Source organism: Phaeobacter sp. JH20_08 (genome assembly GCF_048056635.1).
GTDB lineage: Bacteria > Pseudomonadota > Alphaproteobacteria > Rhodobacterales > Rhodobacteraceae > Phaeobacter > Phaeobacter bryozoorum.
In genome coordinates, this window is the sequence record NZ_JAYMVV010000022.1 from 88,760 (window position 1) to 109,652 (window position 20,893).

The following is a 20,893-nucleotide window of genomic DNA, read 5'->3' on the forward strand; positions in this document are numbered from 1 at the left end:
GTCCGGCCAATTTGATTTGCACCCGCACCATGGCCAGCTTCAGATCGGCAGCCCTTGAAGCAATCTCGGCAGATCCCCGGTCAGTCCGGCTGCCTCACGAATAAAGGTGCGGCGCAGCCCCGGAAAGGCGCCAACCACGGCCATCCCAACGTCGCGCCCCAAGCGCAGTAGCGGGTTATCGTTGGAAAACAGCCGGTTGAACGCATCGGTAGCTGCCGCCAGACTGGCAGTATCGAAGCGACGCCACTGTTGATAACGCGCAAGCACAAGCGGAGAGGCAATATCTTCGCCCCGGCGCTTTGCCTCCGTCAGCACCTCCGCCAATGCGCCGACATCGCGAAGCCCTGCATTCAGCCCCTGCCCTGCAATCGGGTGGACCCCATGGGCGGCATCGCCAACCAGCGCCAGCCGGTCAGCCACAAACGCATTGGCGAGGGTCAGGTTCAAAGGGTAGGTGAAACGGTCACCGGCCAAGCTGATCTCGCCCAGAAAATCGCCAAATCGGGGGCGCAGCGCCGCAAGGTAGTCCGCCTCGTCCAGGGCCTGGATCGCTTCAGCAACCCGGCTCCGTTCACTCCAGACGATGGAAGATCGATTGCCCGGCAACGGCAGAATCGCCAATGGGCCAGCGGGCATGAAAAATTGATGGGCGACGCCGTTATGCGGCGCCTCGTGTTGAATGGCGCAAACCAGCGCCGTCTGACCATAATCCCAGCCGGTCCGTTTGATACCTGCGCGTGCTGCGGTGCCACTGCGCCGACCATCCGCCCCGACGATCATTCCCCCACGCAGCGCGTCACCAGAGGCCAGCGTAAGGGTCACACCAGTGGCGTCGACATGCTGCGCGACGACTGTCTGCTCATCCACCAGCGTGATTGCCGAATCCGCCTCCATCGCGCGGCGCAGGGCACGACGCAGATAGCGATCCTCAATCATGTATCCCATAGGACCATCTTCGATCTCGGCATGATCGAAATGCATGAAGAACGGCGATGGTCCCTGACCCGCGCGACCATCGGTGACCTTGATGTCCAGCATCGGCTGGGCCTTGTCCGCGACCTGCGACCAGACGCCAATCTGCTCCAGCAACCGCTGTGATGCGAGCGCCAGCGCATAGCTGCGCCCATCAAAGCCGTCATCGTCGCGCAGATCCCGCGGCAGCGCGTCGATCAGCGTCACTGTGTGGCCTGTCTGGGCCAGCGCCAATGCCAGGGCCGGACCATTCAGGCCACCGCCCACAATCAGGATGTCGGTTGTGTTTTTCATGCCCCGCAATATGCGCCTGCGATTGGGATTGTCCATGGGGCGCGGTGCCGCTACCGTCGCCTCATCCCGAGCAATTTGGAGAGGCGCACATGCAAGAATGGCTGACGCAGACCGCAGCGGATCTGGGCCGTGGCATTGAGGCAGGTGAAATCTGCCCGGTTGCCTTGACCAGAACCTATTTGGAGGCCATTGACGCCCATCCCAAGCGCGACCGGATCTACACCATCGTCACCCATGACCGCGCCCTTGCCGAGGCCGAAGCGGCAAAGCTGCGCGCGGCGCAGGGACAGCGGTTGTCGCTGCTAGACGGCGTTCCGATCAGCTGGAAGGATCTTTTTGACAGCGCTGATATCACAACCGAAGCCGGGTCCAATCTGCTAGCCGAGCGGGTCCCCGAACGCGATGCGCTGGTTCTGCAGACGGCAACATCAATGGGCGCTGTCTGCCTCGGCAAAACACATATGAGCGAGCTGGCCTTCTCCGGACTCGGTCTCAATCCGGTGAAGGCAACACCGCCTTGCATCCATGACGATCAGGCAGCCCCTGGCGGATCGTCCTCCGGTGCGGCAGCTTCCGTCGCCTTTGGTCTGGCGGCCTGTGGAATAGGCTCTGATACAGGGGGATCTGTACGAATTCCCTCGGCCTGGAATGATCTCGTCGGACTAAAGACGACTTCCGGCCGGATCAGCCTGGAAGGGGTTGTCCCGCTTTGCCTCAGGTTTGATACCGTCGGCCCTCTGGCACGATCGGTCGAGGACGCCGCGCTTTATCTAGGTATGCTGGAGGGCACCCATGGCCCCGATCTGCGCGGAACCACCTTGGACGGACGCCGCTTTGCCGACCTGCGGACCGTGGCGCAGGAGGATCTGGCCCCTGAGATTGCCGAGGCCCACAGCGACGCCCTGAATAAACTACGCGCAGCCGGAGCAGATATTGTCCCGCTGGAGGTTCCTGTGCTGAAGGAGGCCATGTCGCTCAGTGCGATCCTCTTTACAGCGGAGGCCTACGGCCTGTGGAAAGATGTGATCGAGGCAGCACCACATCTGATGTTTCCCGAGATTCTGGAGCGGTTCCGCTCCGGGGCCGGTTTCAGCGGTCCGGACTATGTCGCCGCCTGGGCCAAGCTGGAGCAGTATCGAATGGACTGGGATCTGGCCACCGCAGGGTTTGACGGCGTTCTCTGCCCGACCTCTCCGATCCTGCCACCTGATGTCGAACGGCTTCAGAACGATCACGACTACTACATCCATTCAAATCTGATGGCCTTGCGCAACACCCGGATTGGCAATCTGATGGGACTGTGTGGCCTGTCACTGCCCACTGGCGTCCCCTCATGTGGCTTGCAGATCCTGGGGCAACCTGACTGCGAAGAGGCCCTCTTGCGCGTCGGCGCAGCTGTGGAGCGGGCATTGGCGTGAAAGCCACATTTTGCCAAGCCCACCTTCGCGCGGCTGGACGCAGAGGGATCCGCTCTGTAGTTTGTTTGTGAACGGGGCATTAACGATCCCGGACCTGAGGCCAAACACATGAATTTTCCGGAGCGGTTTTCAAACCTGCCGCCATACGCGTTCCCGCGACTGCGGGCCCTGTTGGACCATCACACGCCGGGCGGCGATGTGGTGCATATGACCATTGGCGAACCCAAACATGATTTCCCGGCCTGGGTGACGGATGTGATCGTCGAAAACGCCGCCGGCTTTCAGAGCTACCCTCCCAACGAGGGTAGCACCGAGCTGCGCGGCGCCATCAGCGACTGGATCAAGCGCCGCTATGATGTCAGCGTCGACCCAATGACACAGGTCATGGCGCTGAACGGCACCCGAGAAGGGCTCTACAATGCAGCGATGGCGCTCTGCCCGGAACAGAAAAACGGCCAGAAACCAGTCGTGCTGATCCCGAACCCCTTCTATCAGGTCTATATGGTTGCCTCGATCTCGGTTGCAGCAGAGCCGGTTTTTGTACCCGCGACGGCTGCGACGGGTCATCTGCCCGATTATAGCAGCCTGCCGCCCGAGGTGCTGAACCGCACTGCTGTCGCCTATATCTGTTCGCCCGCCAACCCGCAGGGTGCCGTAGCCAGCCGGGACTACTGGACCCAGCTTATCCAACTGGCCGAGCAGTATGATTTCCGCATCTTTGCCGATGAATGCTATTCTGAAATCTACCGGGACAGCGCACCGGTCGGTGCCCTGAGCGTCGCACAAGAAATGGGTGCGGACCCAGAACGGGTGGTGCTGTTCAATTCGCTCTCGAAGCGCTCCAATCTTGCTGGTCTCCGCTCGGGCCTCATCGCCGGCGGATCGGAAACGCTAAAGCGGGTGCATCAGCTGCGCGCCTATTCCGGCGCCCCGCTGCCCGCACCGCTACAGGCCGCTGCAGCCCGAGTTTGGGCGGATGAAGCGCATGTCGTGGAGAACCGCGCGCTTTATCAGGCAAAATACCGGATTGCGGATCAGGTTTTTGACGGGCTGGACGGTTACATGGCACCTGAGGCAGGTTTTTTCCTCTGGCTACCGGTCGAGGACGGAGAGGCGGCGGCACTGAAACTGTGGCTGGACACCGGCGTACGGGTGCTGCCCGGATCTTATCTGGCCCAGGGCAACGGCACCAAGAACCCGGGCGCCGGTTATATTCGGGTGGCACTGGTCGCCCCCGCAGATCAGACCGAGGTAGCCCTGCGCAAATTGCGCAACTGCCTCTACTGATGACCCATTCGATGCGCCCCTTTCAACGAGCGGCGCCAAAATAAAAAAGTCATGGGGCCCAAACCCGCGCATAAGAAGCGGGACGCCCCGACGGACAAGATGAAACGAGGTAGGCATGGCATTTCAGACGCGCAGCCGCGATCCATTGCTGGACAGCAACATGCAGGCGGCCATCGAGAAGCGTGGCAAGGAACTGATTGGCGCACTGCTGATTGGCCTCGGCCTGATGGTTGCCCTGATGATCGGCAGCTATTCGGCGGATGATCCGAACTGGATGGTGTCGACTGACGCCCCGGTGCAAAATATGCTGGGTCGCACAGGGGCATCGCTGGCCTTCATTCTGATCACGCTCTTTGGCAAGGCCAGCTGGGCGATCGCGCTCTTCCTGACCGTCTGGGGTGGACGCTGCATCTTGCATCGCGGCGAAGACCGGTTCCTGTGGCCGCTGCTACTGTCGCTGCCCTGGCTGCTGCTGGTCTCCTTGCATCTGGAAACGCTGGTCCCATCCGACGCCTGGAAATCGGCGCATACCTTCGGTCTCGGCGGTATGATCGGATATACCTTTCTGGGGATGCTGTTGGCCCTGCTGCCAGTTGGGCTGATCTTTCTGGTCAAATTCCTCTCACTCCTCACCGCGCTTGGAATGTTGGGCTTGGGCGCCACCGTTCTCGGCTTTACCCGCGCTGAAGTCACCCGTGGTCTGCGGTTCGTATTGGTCGGTCTCATTCTGATCTACGGTGCGATCGCCGGTGTCCTTGGCCGGGGCGCAGCAAGCGGCATGCAGGCAGCGCTCAACTATCGAAGCCGCCGCGCCGAACGTACAGCAGCAGCGGTCGCGATGGCAGATGTCGTCGACAGCACCGAAACCGACCCGCAGATGTTCGAGCCGTTGGAGTTCGACGACGGGCCCACAGCAGCGCCGCCGCTTGGTGCTCCGGTGCTTGGGCCGGCAGCCGCCCCTTATGGCCGGGTAGAACCGGCATTTGAGATGCGCCACGAAGATGAGCCCGAACCGGTCAAGGAAAAGACTGGCCTGTTTGCCCGTGTGCCGAACCTCATCCGCCGGGCCGAACCAGTGATGCCCGAACCGGAACTTGTTGAACCCGTCCTGAGTGAGGCGAGCAGGGCAGCGGATCTGGACACCCTTCCCGGCGATGAGCGGATCGCCGAAAAAATTGCCAGTGCCGTACGCGTGCGCCGCGCTGCTGATGTGGCACCCGAAGTGGATTTCCCGCTGACCAAGGGCCGTGGACGTCGACCGGAACCCCTGATTTTCAACCCTAATCACAACGTCGAAGGTCTGCCGCCCGAACCACCGCTGACCGGTGCGTCGATGGATGCTATGGAGGCGGCGATGGGAACGGTCCCGCCTGTTCCACCCGCACCAGAGGTCGGATATTCCCCCGATGCTGAGCCGCACCCGGGGTACAATAGTGCTGCATATGAGCATCCGGCGTCCGCTGGGTTCGTCGACCATGTCGCCTCCGAAGGGCTGCCAAGCGCTCCGACCCCAGACGCCAGCGGTGCGCAGGTTCTGCGCCGTACCGCAAAAAGCGCTGCCGCATCTCATGCGGCAGCGGCGACGGTCGCCCCGCCCGTAACGCCCCCTGTGACACTTCCGGTGGCAGAGCCACGTCGGGCTGTTGTGGAACAGCCAGTCCGCAAGCCGCCGCAGCCATCGGCCCGCGCAAAGGCCGAAGCACAGCCCCCCTTGGCCTTTGAAGATGCCAGCAGTGATTTCGAATTGCCGCCGCTCTCGCTGCTGACCAGCCCGGCACAGATCGAACGCCACCACCTGAGTGACGAGGCGCTGGAAGAAAACGCGCGAATGCTGGAATCGGTATTGGATGACTATGGCGTCAAGGGTGACATCGTCTCGGTGCGCCCCGGTCCCGTTGTCACCATGTATGAACTGGAGCCGGCACCGGGTCTCAAGGCCAGCCGCGTGATCGGTCTGGCCGATGATATCGCACGCTCCATGTCCGCACTGTCCGCGCGGGTCTCTACCGTGCCGGGTCGCACCGTGATCGGTATCGAACTGCCCAACGACAAGCGTGAAAAAGTTGTCCTTCGCGAAATTCTTGCGTCACGCGATTTTGGCGACGGCACCCATGCGCTGCCACTGGCGCTTGGCAAGGATATTGGCGGTGACAGCATGGTCGCCAACCTTGCGAAAATGCCTCACCTGCTGATCGCAGGGACCACCGGCTCGGGTAAATCGGTGGCGATCAACACCATGATCCTGTCGCTGCTGTACAAGCTGACGCCCGAAGAATGCCGTCTGATCATGATCGACCCGAAGATGCTGGAACTCTCCGTCTATGATGGCATTCCGCATCTTCTCTCGCCTGTGGTGACAGATCCGAAAAAGGCCGTCGTCGCCCTGAAATGGGTAGTCGGCGAAATGGAAGATCGCTATCGCAAGATGTCGAAAATGGGCGTGCGGAATATTGCGGGCTACAATGGCCGGGTGAAAGAAGCGCTTAACAAAGGCGAGATGTTCAGCCGCACCGTGCAAACCGGATTTGACGACGACACGGGCGAACCGGTCTTTGAAACCGAAGAATTCGCGCCCGAGGCGTTGCCCTATATCGTGGTCATCGTCGATGAGATGGCCGACCTGATGATGGTTGCGGGCAAGGAGATCGAGGCCTGCATCCAGCGTCTGGCACAGATGGCCCGGGCATCGGGCATTCACCTGATCATGGCCACGCAACGGCCCTCGGTTGACGTGATCACCGGTACGATCAAGGCGAATTTCCCGACGCGGATTTCGTTCCAGGTGACCTCCAAGGTCGACAGTCGGACCATTCTCGGCGAAATGGGCGCCGAGCAGCTGCTGGGTATGGGCGACATGCTCTATATGGCGGGCGGCGCGAAGATAACCCGCTGCCACGGCCCGTTTGTGTCAGATGAAGAAGTCGAAGAGGTGGTCAACCACCTCAAGCAATTCGGACCGCCCGAATATATCGGCAATGTGCTTGACGGCCCGGATGACGATAAGGCCGACAATATTGATGCGGTGCTGGGTCTCTCTACCGGTGGCAATACCGATACCGAGGACGCGCTATACGATACGGCGGTACAGATCGTCATCAAGGATCGCAAATGCTCGACCTCCTATATCCAGCGAAAACTGGCCATCGGATACAACAAGGCAGCACGTCTTGTTGAGCAGATGGAGGAAGAAGGGCTCGTCTCTCCTGCAAACCACGTCGGAAAAAGGGAAATTCTGGTTCCCGAGCAATAGTCGTTTCACCGCGGGGCCAATTGGTCCCGCCTCTTCACATTTGCCAATGTCTCCCTATTTAGAAACCATGAAACAACTTGCCTACGCCCTAGCGCTGACGCTCTGTGCCCCGGCTGCATGGGCCGCCGAGAAACTGAGCCTGAACGACGTTTCGCAATATCTGAACGGGATCTCTACTGCGACAGCCCCGTTCAGCCAGATTAATGACGATGGTAGCCTCTCTACCGGCAAGCTGTATATGCACCGGCCCGGACGGATGCGGTTCGAATATGATCCGCCCAACAAGGGGGTTGTGGTTGCAGGCGCGGGCGCTGTTCTGATTCAGGATCCGAAGTCAAACCAGCCGCCGGAGACCTATCCACTCAACCGAACGCCACTTTCGCTGATCCTGGCCCGCAATGTGAACCTGGGCCGTGCCAATATGGTGGTGGGTCACGGCTTCGATGGCACCTCCACGATTATCCGCGCGCAGGATCCTAAAAACCCGGAATATGGCAGTATCGAAATGATGTTCACCGACAACCCGGTTGAGCTGCGGAAATGGGTGATCCACGATGGTTCCGGCGGCAAGACCACGGTGATCCTTGGCGGGCTGCAAACCGGGGTCAAGCTGTCCTCCAAACTGTTCAACACCAGTTCAGCCCCGTCGCGCTAAAGAGCGGCGACGTCAGACATGAGACCCCCCGCCCGAACAATCGGACGGGGGGTCTCATGTCGTAATGATCGCAACAGTCAGCGTGCGCGGCGACAGGTGGCAAGCTGTGTCTGATACATCTCAGCCCGCGCCTGCACCTTGGCAGCAACCCGCAGCAGCCATGGTTTGGATCGGTAGGTTCCGCGGGCGAAACCGGTATGGCCATCATGGTAGGCTAGGTACTGGTTGCGCGCATCATAGAGCGACACACCGTTGCGGTCCCGCGTCTGGTTCATATACCAGCCCATGAAATCGGTGGCGTCCTTGATCCGGTTGCGCTTGGCGCCGCGGCGGCCGGCAGATTTGCGATAATCGTCCCAGGTGCCATCGAGCGCCTGACTGTAGCCATAAGCGCTGGACTGCCGTCCCATCGGGATCACCCCTAGCGCAAAGCGGTGCGGTGTGCGCGCGTCGGACCGGAAACGGCTTTCCTGATGGATGATGGCCATCTGCACATGCATGGGAACGCCCCAGCGCTTCTCTGTGGCGCGGAACGCCTTCAGATACTCGGGCCGTTGCTTGATGATGCTGCACGCATTGTCGAGATTGCGCGGCGGTGAGCCACCGCCACCTCCGCAGGATGCCACGATCAGCAATAGGATCATGGCGCCTATGATTCTGCTCATTGCCTCTGCCTCTTGTAAATCACTGGGCGTATTTTGGCGGCAGTGTAGCTAATCACGAGCGGCGTGAAAATCACTATTCCGTGGCGCCGGCAACCTGTCCCGGACCAGCGCCACCGATCATCGGCGGTCAGAGGTCAAATGTCGCGAAGACAGGCGCATGGTCACTTGGTTTCTCCCATCCACGCGCATCCCGCATTACCCGACTGGAATGGGAGGAGTTTTTGATGTCGGAGCTGGCCCAGACATGGTCCAGTCGGCGCCCCTTGTCCGCCGCATCCCAATCCCTGGCACGGTAGCTCCACCAGCTGTAGAGCCGCCCATCCGGGATATCATTGCGGGTGACATCCGACCAGCCACCCGCCTCCATGACATCGGCGAAATGTTCGACCTCAATCGGAGTGTGGCTCACCACTTTCAGCAGCTTCTTGTGATCCCAGACGTCATCTTCGCGCGGCGCGATATTGAGGTCTCCGACAAGGATGGATTTCTCCGGCCGCTCAGAGTGAAACCAATCCCGCATATCAGTAAGATAGTCGAGCTTCTGGCCGAATTTCTCATTGACCTCGCGGTCAGGCACATCGCCGCCAGCGGGGACATAAAAGTTATGGATGGTAACGCCATTTTCGAGACGGCCCGCGATGTGGCGGGCATGGCCAAGACCGGCAAAATCCTTGTCACCGACATCCTCGATCGGCAGCCGGGAGAGAATTGCGACGCCGTTGTAACCCTTCTGGCCGCGGGCGATCATATGGCCGTAGCCCAGCTCGGCAAATTGCCCCAAGGGAATCTTGTCGACCGGGCTCTTACACTCCTGCAGGCAGAGTACATCCGGCCCCTCCTCTGCCAACAGCTTGCAGACAATCGGCTCCCGCAGGCGAACCGAATTGATATTCCAGGTGGCTAGGGTAAACGACATCGCGCGCCTCTTTCTCAAATGTCTGTGCTGTTGGCCGGATACTGCCCGCTCTGGCGCGGTGATACCAGTGCACAAATGGCATCGGGAAAACGGCGAAATCATCGCCGTATCTTCATCATTCGCGCTGCTATGAACGAAAAAAAGCCGGGCACTAGGCCCGGCAGTCCAACAGGGAGGAACATGTCATTACCCGGACATGCACGGGATCTCTCGTCAGTGCCGTCGCACTTGTCTCAATGACCACCATACCTCCCAGTCCGGGCGATTCTGTGGCGCTGAGGTGTCAGATGGCCAGTTTGTAGCCACCCGACTCTGTGACTAGTATACGTGCATTTGACGGATCTGGTTCAATTTTTTGGCGAAGTCGGTAGATATGGGTTTCCAGCGTATGGGTTGTAACCCCAGCATTGTAGCCCCAGACCTCGTGCAGCAGCACATCGCGTTGCACAACCCCCTCGTTAGAGCGGTACAGGAATTTCAGGATGTTGGTTTCCTTCTCGGTGAGGCGGATCTTGCGATCGTCCTCGGTCAGAAGCAGTTTCATCGCCGGTTTGAACGTATATGGACCAAGTGCAAATACGGCATCTTCGGATTGTTCATGCTGGCGCAGCTGCGCGCGGATCCGGGCCAGCAGGACCGGAAACTTGAACGGTTTGGTAACATAGTCATTCGCCCCGGCATCCAGCCCGAGGATCGTATCCGCATCGCTGTCATGCCCGGTCAGCATCAGAATCGGTGCTTTCACACCTTGTTTGCGCATCAGGCGGCAGAGTTCGCGGCCATCGGTATCGGGGAGGCCAACATCCAGAATGATCAGGTCATAAAGCGCCTCTTTTGCGCGCTCCATAGCTGTCTGACCGTTCTCGGCTTCGAACACGTCGAAGTCTTCGGTCATAACCAGCTGCTCGCTCAGGGCTTCGCGCAGATCTTCATCATCGTCTACAAGCAGAATTTTCTTCAGTTGGGCCATAACCTTGTCCTCCTGTGCCGTGCACAACAGATGCGCAGTCCGCCGCCCGATCACAAGTTATGCTGCAAGAGTTTCACGCCGACGTGTCCATGGGGCGGGAATTGTTTCACTTTTCCATCGTTTATGACTACTTAAATACTGTTCACCGCAGCGGTGCCGCGCCCCAAGACGTCAATGACCCACAGGATTTCCGCATGAGTCTGATGCCCACGATGATCGACCTACTGGCCCGCGCGCGGGTGGACCTGCGTATGGGCTTGCCGGTCGTCCTGACCACGCCCGATCAGGCGGTATTGGCCGTCGCGGTTGAACCATTGGACAGCACCCGACTGGCGAGCCTGCGCACGCTTGGCCCACTGACATTGGCCGTGACAGCCCGGCGGGCGAGTACTCTGAAGGCCCGTGCCTATGATGGCGATGTTGCCCGCATCAGCGTTCCAAATTCAGCGGATCTGTCTTGGCTTCAGGCCGTTGCCGACCCCGCTGACGATCTGAGCACACCGATGAAGGGCCCGCTGCAAAGCGGTCGCGGAGGCAATGCAGAGCTGCACCGGTTGGCCATTGCCTTGGCCAAATCGGCCCGCCTGTTGCCTGCCGCGGTGGTTTGCCCCCTGCAACATCCCGCACAATTCGCCCAGAGCTATGGGCTGACAACCCTGCCGCTCGCCGCAGTTGCACCGCTGATGGTCGAAAGTTCGCCGCTTCATCCCGTCGCCGCGGCTCGTCTTCCAATCGCTGCGGCCGAAGCCGGGCGGCTGCACATCTTTCGCCCGGAAGATGGCGCGGAAGAACATTATGCCATCGAAATCGGCAAACCTGACCGTAGCCTTCCAGTCCTTGCCCGACTGCATTCCGCGTGTTTCACAGGCGATGTTCTTGGCTCGCTCAAATGCGATTGCGGCCCCCAGCTGCATGGAGCGCTGAACCAGATGGGCGCCGAAGGACAGGGCGTACTGCTCTACCTCAACCAGGAGGGGCGCGGCATTGGCCTTGCTAATAAAATGCGCGCATATTCCCTGCAAGATCAGGGGTTTGACACGGTTGAGGCCAATCATCGCCTTGGGTTCGAAGATGATGAGAGAGATTTTCGCCTAGGCTCCGCAATCCTGAAGGAGCTGGGCTTTTCTTCGGTGAGACTGCTGACCAACAACCCCAACAAGATTTCCATGATGGAAAAAACCGGCATCACAGTCACCGAACGGGTACCGCTGAAGGTCGGGGAGACCGCGTTCAACCGCGAATATCTCGCAACAAAAGCCGCCAAATCCGGCCACATGCTATGAGATCGGGCATCCCGCGTAACCTGCGGTCAACCGATATGCTGCTCACCCCAAGGGGCCTGCGCTTTGCTGGACGCACCCTGCCCTGTTCAATCGGGCGCGGTGGGCTGAGTCCGAACAAGGTCGAGGGCGATGGTGCAACGCCAATCGGCTGCCATCTTGTCGTCGGTATGCTCTATCGACCGGACCGAATGGCACCACCAACCGATTGGGCTGAGCCGATCTGGCCCGGCGACCTGTGGTCCGACACTTCCGACGCCGAGGATTACAACCAACACGTCCGCGCGCCATACTCCGACAGCCATGAAGCCCTCAGACGTGCTGACCCGTTGTATGATCTGGTCCTGGTCACGGATTGGAACTGGCCGGTTGCCGAGCCCGGCCGTGGGTCGGCAATCTTCCTGCATCAGTGGCGGCGCCCCGGCTTCCCGACCGAGGGCTGCATCGCTTTTTCGCGTCAGGATTTACACTGGCTGGCCAAACTTGTTCTGCCCGGTACACGCCTTGTGGTGCCACCGCTGGCGCGCTGAGACGTTGCCGCGCAGGCTATCAGAGCTCGTAAGCGCGCGCACCGAAGATGGCCGATCCAACACGCACATGGGTCGCGCCTAACGCAACAGCAGTTTCAAAATCACCACTCATGCCCATCGACAGGCCCGTTAGGCCATTTCTCTCTGCGATCTTGCGGAGAAGAGCAAAATGCAGGCTCGGTTCCTCAGCTGCGGGCGGAATACACATCAGACCTTCGACGGTCAGATCCATATCCTGACATTCGCGGATGAAGGCATCTGCCTCACCCGGAGGGATCCCGGCTTTCTGCGGCTCCTCGCCGGTGTTGACCTGTACGAACAGCTTTGGACAATGGCCCAGTTCCTGCGCCAGCCGCGCGATGGTCTTGGCCAGTTTCGCGCGGTCAACAGTATGAATGTTCTGAAACAGATCCATCGCCTGCCGCGCCTTGTTGGTTTGCAGCGGGCCAATCAGGTGCAGATCCAGTTCCGAGTAGCGCGTCGCGAAGTCCGGCCATTTTCCGGCGGCTTCCTGCACACGATTCTCGCCAAAACAGCGATGCCCCTCTTCCAGAACCGCCGCGACCCTGTCGTTGGGTTGAACCTTGGATACCGCGATCAGCTGCACCGACCCTCGAGGGCGGCCAGCTTTTTCTTCGGCGGTATGAATGCGGGATTGGATCTCCTGAAGCGACATGGGGCAGTCTCACTATGGTCAGATGTTGCCGCAGAAAAACACAGTTTCTGCACAAAAGAAAAGGGCGAGCTCGTAAGAGCCCGCCCCAAGAACCGTAGTGGTTCAGGTCAGCTTAGAAGCTGAACTGAGCACCGAAGTCGGCACGCATCTGGCCGTCGGCGCTGCCCACTTTGCTCTCGCCGATACCACCGCGCAGGGAGACACCGCCGCCCAGGTCGTGGATCACGCCCAGACCAACGTTGCGGGTGTCGCCGTCGCCGGAACCGTCGCCGTAAGCGAAGGTCAGGGTGGTTGCGGAGCTTACGTCGTAAGCAGCAGAGATACCGTAGAAGGTGTCGGACTGAGCAACGTTGCCCGCGATGGATTCATCACCAACCAGCAGGGTGCCGGAGAATGCGCCCCAGGTGCCGCCCAGCGACAGAACAACGATGTCGTCGTCGTCTGCTGCGCCGTTGTCGGTTTCACCGTATGCCAGAGCGGCAGTGATGTTGCCGAAGGTGTAAGCAGCGTGGATGTCGAAACGGTCGCCGTCGCCACCGTTTGCCGCCTGGTCGTAGGACGCAGCAACAGCGAAGTCACCAACTGCGTAACGAGCGTAAACGCCGTTCACGCCTGCGCCACCGGAGGAGTAACCAACGAAGTCGTAGTTAACGCCGGAGTACTGACCAACGAAGTTTTCCAGGCCCGGCTCGTTGCCGTAGTAGTTGGGCAGGTTGTCGATTGCGCCAGCAACGTTACCTACGTCAACACGCAGACCGCCGTACTCAACCGAGAAACGCGCGCCGTTCAGGCCAGCTGCGTTTGCTTCGCCGGAAGCTGCATCTTCGTCAGCCTGCATACGAACGCGAGCGGAGAACTTCACGCCTGCGTCGGTTTCAGCGGAGCCATCGATGTTCATGCGGAAACGGCTGACGATCACGGTGTCGGAAGTGCCACCAACGGTACGATCTTCAACGTAGCCGATACCAAAGCGGCCGTAGCCACCGAACGAAACGTCTGCTGCTGCAACACCAGCGGTGGCGACCAGCGCAGTCGAAGCGAAGAGAATCTTTTTCATGTTTTTCCCTCGGGTTTAAATGTCCAAGCTCAAACAGGCGCTGAGTGGCACAAGTCTGAGTACGCCCTCCGTTTCGCTCTTTTTGGGGTCGTTACGCAAGCTTGGGCGCAGGCGGCAAATCCTTTCGGCCCGAAGTTGATGCAACCATGTCACAGTATCTTAACCCGAGCGGCATCAACGGCTTCGCACAGAGAGAGTCTATTAAAGAATAGGCTTGTTGCCGCCCTATCGCTTGGCTAGGACTAGTCCGCAACCGGAATAGCAACGGATCTTGCCCATCATGCGCTGGCTCACGAAACTTGGACTCATCTCGCTTCTGGCTGTCACCGCCAGCTGTGGCGCATTCGGCGGCAAGAACCGCGGCGGCCCGTCGGCCTATAATGAAAACGTCATTGGCGGCAACCCGCGGAACCCGGAGAACATAGAAGGCACGACAATCTGGGATGCCTTCAAACCCACGAAGGCCGAACAGATTGTTCAGGTGAACCGTTACCTCTGGACCGCAACGCTGGATGTGCTGGACTTCCTGCCGCTGCAAACCGTCGAACCCTACACCGGTGTGATCGTCACAGGTTACGGTACTCCCCCGGGTGGCGGGCGCGCCTATCGCGCAACGGTTCATATCAAGGATCCCGCACTGGATGCCCGCTCGCTAAACGTGTCGCTTCAGACCCGCAACGGCCCAGTCAGCGCCAGTACAGCACGCGCGATCGAGGATGCGATTCTCTCTCGGGCCCGCCAGCTGCGCATCGCCGACCGCAAGCTTTAACCCGGCGCATCCCCCTCTTCTGCCCTCTGGAACAGGCGGGCAAACATCACTATCACAAGCGCCAGGCCCCAAACCTGGCGTTTTTATCTACGAAGGACAGCTCTGATGCCCCGTTATGTTGCCCCGGAAATCGAAGCGCGTTGGCAGGACGCATGGGAAAAAGCCGGGATCTTTCAGGCGAAACGCTCCGCTGACAAACCGAAGTATTACGTCTTGGAGATGTTCCCCTATCCATCGGGCAAACTGCACATGGGGCACGTGCGCAATTACACCATGGGCGATGTGATCGCGCGCTACAAACTGTCGACCGGCCATAACGTACTGCACCCGATGGGGTTTGATGCCTTTGGTATGCCCGCTGAAAACGCCGCGATGGCCAGCGGCGGTCACCCCAAGGACTGGACCTACGCGAATATCGACACGATGGTCGAACAGATGAAACCGCTGGGCCTGTCGCTGGATTGGTCGCGGATGTTCGCCACTTGCGACGAATCCTACTATGGCCAGCAGCAGGCTCTGTTCCTCGATTTCCTCGAAAAAGGTTTGGTCTACCGCAAAAATGCCGTGGTGAACTGGGATCCGGTCGACATGACCGTATTGGCGAACGAGCAGGTCGAAGGCGGCCGAGGCTGGCGCTCCGGCGCCTTGGTCGAGCGCCGCGAGCTGACGCAGTGGTTCTTCAAGATCTCCGATTATTCGGATGAGCTGCTGACCGCGCTGGACACTTTGGAAAACTGGCCCGCCAAGGTGCGTCTGATGCAGGAGAACTGGATCGGAAAATCCTGCGGCCTTCAGTTCAGCTTTACCCGCAGCGATGGCGGCGATCCGATCGAGGTTTACACAACCCGCCCCGATACGCTGAACGGTGCATCTTTCGTGGGCATCTCTCCCGATCACCCGATTGCCAAGGCGCTGGAAGCCGACTCGGAAGAAGTCGCCGCCTTTGTCGCCGAATGCCGCAAGGGGGGCACGACCGAAGAGGCCATCGAGACCGCCGAGAAGCTGGGCTATGACACCGGTATCCGCGTGAAGCATCCGCTGGATCCGAATTGGGAGCTGCCGGTCTGGATCGCGAACTTCATTCTGATGGACTACGGCACCGGCGCGATCTTTGCCTGCCCTGCACATGACCAGCGCGACTTCGAATTCGCGACCAAATACAGCCTGCCCATCATTCCGGTGTTCCAGAACCCTGAAGATGACAGCCCCTTGACCGAGGCCTATGTCCCGACCAAGGCCGAGAAGGTTCGCTATGTCAAAGGCTTCGCCGGTGCGGATGAGCAAACTGGTGAAGAGGCCGTAAATGCCGCCGTCGACAAGGCCGAACGCGAAGGCTGGGGTGCAGGTGTCACCAAATTCCGCCTGCGCGACTGGGGTCTGTCGCGCCAGCGCTACTGGGGTTGCCCGATTCCCGTGGTGCATTGCCCGGACTGCGGCGTGGTACCGGAGAAGAAGGAAAACCTGCCCATCGCGCTGCCCTATGACGAAGACGGCAAGGCGATTGACTTCTCGATCCCCGGCAACCCGCTGGATCGTCATCCCAGCTGGCGCAACTGTGCCTGCCCTGCCTGTGGCAAGCCTGCGCAGCGCGAAACCGACACAATGGATACCTTCGTTGATTCGTCGTGGTATTTCGCCCGTTTCACCGCGCCCGACGCCGAAACACCGATTCGGATGGAGGATGCCAACTACTGGATGAACGTCGATCAGTATATCGGCGGCGTCGAGCACGCGATTCTGCATCTGCTTTATTCGCGCTTCTTTGCCCGTGCCATGCAGATCTGCGGTCACCTGCCCGAGAAGGCAAAGGAACCCTTTGACGCGCTGTTCACTCAAGGCATGGTGACACATGCAATCTATGAAAACGCGGAACGCCGCACTGAGAATGACCGCCCAATCTACCACTACCCGGAAGAGGTCGAGGAGCGCGACGGTGCGGTTGTGGTCAAGGAAACCGGCGAAACGGTCAAGGTCATCCCCTCGGCCAAGATGTCGAAATCCAAAAACAACGTTGTCGATCCGCTGCACATCATTTCGTCTTATGGGGCGGATACCGCACGCTGGTTTGTGCTCTCCGACTCACCGCCTGAACGAGATGTGGAATGGACGGCCTCTGGCGCAGAAGCCGCGCATAAGCACCTGAACCGCGTCTGGAATCTCTGCGATCGCATCGGCGAGATGGACCCGAGCGCTGGCGGTGAGGGCGACGATGAGCTGCTGCGCGATATGCATAAGGCAATCCGCGATGTTACCCTCAGCATCGAAACCTTTGGTTTCAATGCGGCGATTGCGAAGCTCTATAGCTTCACCAACACCCTTGCCAAATCCAAGGCCGGGGCTGCCGCGCAGAAGCAGGCGATCATGACACTGGCCCAGCTGATGTCTCCGATGACGCCGCATCTGGCTGAGGACATCTGGAACCATCAGGGGGGCGAAGGCCTGTGCGCAACTGCCCCTTGGCCGGTTGCGGATGAATCGATGCTGGTGGAAGACAGCGTCACCCTGCCGATTCAGGTCAACGGCAAACGCCGCGGTGAAATCACCGTTGCCAAGGACCTCGGCAAGGATGAGGTTGAAAAAATCGCCCTCGCGCATGAAGCTGTGCAAAAGGCGCTGGATGGCGCCGCTCCTAAGAAGGTGATTGTCGTGCCGGGTCGGATTGTGAATGTCGTGGCGTAGGCCAAAATACCTCATCGCATTGGCCGCTTCTTTGTTGGTGGCGGCCTGCGGTTTCACTCCGGTTTACGCGCCCGGTGGCAGCGGATCCGTGCTTTATGGCGCGGTAAGGGTGCAAGCCCCGGAAACGCTGGGCGCTACGGATGATACCGACGCCTATTTCCTGGTCCAGAATCTCGAAAGCCGGTTGGGACGCGGGTCTGGTGCAGATTATGCGCTGGACCTGAAACTGCGCACCCGAAGCGAAGGTCAGGCGATCACTGCCGACAATGAAATCACCCGCTATTCCATCGTCGGGCAGGCAGCCTATGTGCTGACACGGCAGTCCGATGGCACCATCGTCGCCAGTGGTGACGTCGAGAATTTCACCGGCTATTCCGCAACCGGAACCACTGTTGAAACTCTTGCCGGTGAACGTGATGCTCACCGGCGGCTCATGATGATCCTCGCGGATCAGATCACGACTGATCTGCTGAGCACGGCTGATCTCGGCCAGACCGGCAGGAGCCAGACCCCGGCTGCTTCCAAATGAAACTGAGCCCACGCGAGGCGGACGGATATTTCGCCAAACCGGATCCGGCGAAGACAGGCCTGTTGATCTACGGCCCCGACGCCATGCGGGTGTCGTTGAAGCGACAGCAGATGCTGGCAGCGCTCCTGGGACCAACCGCAGAAGAAGAGATGCGTCTGACGCGGATGTCGGCTGCGGATCTACGCAAGGACGCAGCCCTGTTGATGGATGCGGTCAAGGCCGTAGGGTTCTTTCCCGGCATCCGCGCGGTATTTGTCGAAGAAGCCAATGACACCGCAGCACCAGCTATTATCGCAGCGCTTGAGGCCTGGCAGCCGGGCGACGCGCAGATTGTGGTGACGGCCGGACAATTGAAGGCAACGTCCAAGCTGCGCAAGGCTTTTGAAAATCACCGGAACGCCTATGCCACGGGGATCTATGATGATCCGCCATCACGCAGCGAAATCGAACGTATCCTGATCGAAGCCCGGATCCGTGACGTCCCTGTGGACAGTATGTCTGCGCTGGTCGATATCGCGAATGATATTGGACCCGGTGATTTCTCCCGCATGGTTGAGAAACTTGCACTCTACAAATACGAGGACAGCACGCAGCTGACGCTCGAAGACATTCAGGCGATCGCGCCGCAATCCACCGAAGCTGCAGTCGATGATATGCTCAATATCGTGGCAGAGGGGCGCGGTGCCGAAATTGGCCCGCTCATGGGTCGTCTGCAGGCACAGGGCACCAACGCCGTAACGCTTTGCATTGGCGCGACCCGGCATTTTCGGACCCTCTACACAATTGCCTCCGATCCCGGAGGTCCAGCACAGGGCATCGGGCGCTTGCGGCCGCCGGCCTACGGAAAACGTCGCGACCGGCTTCTGCGACAGGCCCAGAGCTGGGGCGCTTTCAAACTTGAAACTGCGCTGACCCTGCTGACCGATACCGATCTACAGCTGCGCTCAGCCGGACAGACCGCACCGGCTCTTGCGTTGATGGAACGCGCCTTGATCCAACTGGCGCGTCTCAGCCGCGTCGGGTGAGCCCTTGGCTGTCGGGCGGGTCCAGACGCTGCGTCCAGATCACGGCTGCTTGAGAATGGCTTGACCCCACAGCCGGAACCCGGTTCCGTTTCGGACAGAAACCGCAGGGAGATCTCGAAATGTACACCGTTATCGGCAAACAGCTGACCCGCAGTTACCGCGTGCTTTGGGCGCTTGAGGAAATGGGCCAGCCCTATGAGCTGAACCCGGCCTCTCCGCAAAGCGAGGAGGTTCTAGCCCTCAACGCCTCCGGCAAGGTCCCTGTGTTCAAGGACGGGGACGATGTGATCACCGATTCGACAGCGATCATCACCTATCTGGCGGACAAGCACGGGCAATTGACCGCCCCTGCCGGCACGATTGCGCGGGCAAAGCAGGATGCAATGACACATCTTCTTCTGGACGAGCTGGACGCTTTGCTGTGGACCGGGGCGCGCCACAGTTTCATTCTGCCCGAAGACAAACGAGTGCCCGAGGTCAAAGACAGTCTGAAGTGGGAATTTTCCCGCAATCTCGCGCGGCTTGAAAACATGATGGCTGGTCCATTTCTGATGGGCGAGGAGTTCACCATACCTGACATCATCTGCACCCATTGCCTGAACTGGGCCTATAGCGCCAAGTTCCCAATCGAGAGCGAACTCCTTCTGGCCTATAGCAAGCGCATGCGCGCACGTCCCGCCTTTCAGGCGGTAGCAGCATCGGTAGCGTAACTACCGGCCAGATAGTCAACGGCTGACCGCCCCGCCCAACGCCCTGTCGCCAGGCAGGCGGTCAGCAGATACCCTCCCGTTGGGGCTTCCCAGTCGAGCATTTCCCCGGCGCAGAACACGCCGGAACGCGCATGCAACATCAATCCTGAATCAACAGCCCGGGCCTGAACACCGCCAGCGGTGGAAATCGCCTCATCCATCGGCCTCAGCCCGGCATGGCGGATCGGCACAGCCTTCACCAGCCGGGCCAGCGTCTCCGGCTCCGCTGGTAATGGGCGCGCGAATTCCTGCATCACCGCCAGACGCGGCGGTGTCAGTTTCAGTACCTTGCGCAGATGGGTCGACAAACTGGATTTGCCGCGCGGGCGGGTCAGACGTGCGATGACCTGATCCAGCGACAGATCGGGCAGCAGATCCATATGCAGCGCTGCGCCCTCGCGCACAGCGGCGCAGACCATATAAACCCCTCCCCCTTCGAGCCCTTGCCGGGAGATCACCGCCTCACCACGGGTGCGAACCGCACCGGCGCATAATGCGATACCCTTTAGTGGTTCGCCAAAATGCTGGGCCATGTGATCTGACCAAGGGATCAAGAGCCCGGCATTGGCGGGCTGGAAGGGTGCAAGCGGCACAGCGTCGGCGGCCAGTGTCTCCGCCCAGCGGCCGTCGGATCCCAGTCGTGCCCAGCTGGCGCCCCCCATGGCCAGAACTGTCGCCCCGGCCGTGACCTGCCGCAGGCCGTCCGGTGTGTCTAACTGCAGAGCGTCACCTTGCCACCCCAGCCAGCGCCAGCGGGTGCGGCGCTCCACCCCGTATCCGTCCAACCGGGCCAGCCACGCCCGCAGCAGCGGAGAGGCTTTCATTTCGCTGGGGAAAACCCGTCCTGTGGTGCCCGTGAACAAGGTGCTGCCCAACCCCGTCGCCCAATCCATCACCTCTGCCGCATCACATTCCGCGATCATCGGCGCCAGCCAGTCCGCCCCCGCGCCATAGTGGCTGAGCAGCATCGAACGTGGTTCGTCTTTCGTCAGGTTGAGGCCCGATTTACCGGCCATCAGGAATTTTCGGGCAACCGAGGGTTTGGCATCGACTATAAGCGTCCGGTGACCAGCTGCCCCGAGCTCTTCGGCAGCCCGCAAACCCGCAGGTCCAGCACCGATGATCACGGCGTCCCAGTTTTCCAGTTCCTGTCCCAAATAGACGGTTCCTTG

18 protein-coding genes are annotated in these 20,893 nt (G+C 60.1%); 11 read left to right on the forward strand and 7 right to left on the reverse strand.

Going from position 1 to position 20,893, the window contains the following annotated elements; genetic code table 11:
- Positions 1-39: 39 nt before the first annotated feature.
- Entirely contained in the window at positions 40-1,266 is a 1,227-nt protein-coding gene (locus VWY75_RS18880) for an FAD-dependent monooxygenase (protein ID WP_340546927.1), read from the reverse strand.
- Between the two features lie 89 nt (positions 1,267-1,355).
- On the opposite strand from VWY75_RS18880, the gene VWY75_RS18885 reads away from it, so the two are divergent.
- From VWY75_RS18885 to VWY75_RS18900, 4 genes are all read left to right on the forward strand, one after another.
- Positions 1,356-2,684, forward strand: a complete 1,329-nt coding sequence (locus VWY75_RS18885) for an amidase (protein WP_416537664.1) — start codon at positions 1,356-1,358, stop codon at positions 2,682-2,684.
- Positions 2,685-2,792: 108 nt separating this feature from the next.
- The gene (locus VWY75_RS18890; RefSeq protein WP_416537665.1) at positions 2,793-3,971 is read left to right on the forward strand and encodes an aminotransferase class I/II-fold pyridoxal phosphate-dependent enzyme; all 1,179 of its coding nucleotides are present in this window, start codon (positions 2,793-2,795) and stop codon (positions 3,969-3,971) included.
- 115 nt (positions 3,972-4,086) lie between these two features.
- Entirely contained in the window at positions 4,087-7,221 is a 3,135-nt protein-coding gene (locus tag VWY75_RS18895; RefSeq protein ID WP_416534466.1) for a DNA translocase FtsK, read from the forward strand.
- A gap of 67 nt (positions 7,222-7,288) precedes the next feature.
- Positions 7,289-7,876 (forward strand): LolA family protein, encoded by a 588-nt coding sequence (locus tag VWY75_RS18900; RefSeq protein ID WP_340546931.1) that lies wholly within the window; start codon positions 7,289-7,291, stop codon positions 7,874-7,876.
- 77 nt (positions 7,877-7,953) lie between these two features.
- On the opposite strand, the gene VWY75_RS18905 is transcribed toward VWY75_RS18900, so the two are convergent.
- From VWY75_RS18905 to VWY75_RS18915, 3 genes are all read right to left on the reverse strand, one after another.
- The gene (locus tag VWY75_RS18905) at positions 7,954-8,541 is read right to left on the reverse strand and encodes a transglycosylase SLT domain-containing protein (protein WP_340546932.1); all 588 of its coding nucleotides are present in this window, start codon (positions 8,539-8,541) and stop codon (positions 7,954-7,956) included.
- Positions 8,542-8,668: 127 nt separating this feature from the next.
- Complete coding sequence (locus VWY75_RS18910; RefSeq protein WP_416537666.1) at positions 8,669-9,457, reverse strand: exodeoxyribonuclease III; 789 nt, start codon at positions 9,455-9,457, stop codon at positions 8,669-8,671.
- A 283-nt stretch (positions 9,458-9,740) separates the two neighbouring features.
- Positions 9,741-10,427 (reverse strand): response regulator transcription factor, encoded by a 687-nt coding sequence (locus VWY75_RS18915; RefSeq protein WP_340546934.1) that lies wholly within the window; start codon positions 10,425-10,427, stop codon positions 9,741-9,743.
- Positions 10,428-10,621: 194 nt separating this feature from the next.
- On the opposite strand from VWY75_RS18915, the gene ribA reads away from it, so the two are divergent.
- Positions 10,622-11,710, forward strand: a complete 1,089-nt coding sequence (ribA, locus tag VWY75_RS18920; protein WP_416534465.1) for a GTP cyclohydrolase II — start codon at positions 10,622-10,624, stop codon at positions 11,708-11,710.
- 35 nt (positions 11,711-11,745) lie between these two features.
- The gene (locus VWY75_RS18925; RefSeq protein WP_416537711.1) at positions 11,746-12,237 is read left to right on the forward strand and encodes a L,D-transpeptidase family protein; all 492 of its coding nucleotides are present in this window, start codon (positions 11,746-11,748) and stop codon (positions 12,235-12,237) included.
- Between the two features lie 19 nt (positions 12,238-12,256).
- On the opposite strand, the gene VWY75_RS18930 is transcribed toward VWY75_RS18925, so the two are convergent.
- Entirely contained in the window at positions 12,257-12,913 is a 657-nt protein-coding gene (locus VWY75_RS18930) for a YggS family pyridoxal phosphate-dependent enzyme (protein WP_416537667.1), read from the reverse strand.
- Between the two features lie 112 nt (positions 12,914-13,025).
- On the reverse strand, positions 13,026-13,970 hold the full coding sequence (locus VWY75_RS18935; protein ID WP_340546937.1) for a porin: 945 nt from the start codon (positions 13,968-13,970) through the stop codon (positions 13,026-13,028).
- A gap of 280 nt (positions 13,971-14,250) precedes the next feature.
- Between VWY75_RS18935 and VWY75_RS18940 the strand changes: the two genes are divergently transcribed.
- From VWY75_RS18940 to VWY75_RS18960, 5 genes are all read left to right on the forward strand, one after another.
- Complete coding sequence (locus VWY75_RS18940; RefSeq protein WP_340546938.1) at positions 14,251-14,739, forward strand: DUF3576 domain-containing protein; 489 nt, start codon at positions 14,251-14,253, stop codon at positions 14,737-14,739.
- Positions 14,740-14,844: 105 nt separating this feature from the next.
- Positions 14,845-17,418, forward strand: a complete 2,574-nt coding sequence (gene leuS / locus VWY75_RS18945; protein WP_416537668.1) for a leucine--tRNA ligase — start codon at positions 14,845-14,847, stop codon at positions 17,416-17,418.
- On the forward strand, positions 17,405-17,947 hold the full coding sequence (lptE, locus tag VWY75_RS18950) for an LPS assembly lipoprotein LptE (protein WP_416537669.1): 543 nt from the start codon (positions 17,405-17,407) through the stop codon (positions 17,945-17,947). The genes leuS and lptE overlap by 14 nt, the downstream gene beginning before the upstream one ends.
- Positions 17,944-18,972: a DNA polymerase III subunit delta gene (gene holA / locus VWY75_RS18955; protein WP_340546941.1), complete on the forward strand. Its 1,029-nt coding sequence runs from the start codon at positions 17,944-17,946 to the stop codon at positions 18,970-18,972. The genes lptE and holA overlap by 4 nt, the downstream gene beginning before the upstream one ends.
- Before the next feature lie 119 nt (positions 18,973-19,091).
- Positions 19,092-19,682 carry a glutathione S-transferase family protein gene (locus VWY75_RS18960; RefSeq protein WP_416537670.1) on the forward strand — a complete coding sequence of 197 codons (591 nt, stop codon included), beginning with the start codon at positions 19,092-19,094 and terminating at the stop codon, positions 19,680-19,682.
- Here VWY75_RS18960 and VWY75_RS18965 read toward each other — a convergent pair.
- Positions 19,655-20,878, reverse strand: coding sequence for a TIGR03862 family flavoprotein (locus VWY75_RS18965; RefSeq protein ID WP_416537671.1), 1,224 nt, complete (start codon positions 20,876-20,878; stop codon positions 19,655-19,657). The two genes, VWY75_RS18960 and VWY75_RS18965, sit on opposite strands and share 28 nt — an antisense overlap.
- Positions 20,879-20,893: the final 15 nt, after the last annotated feature.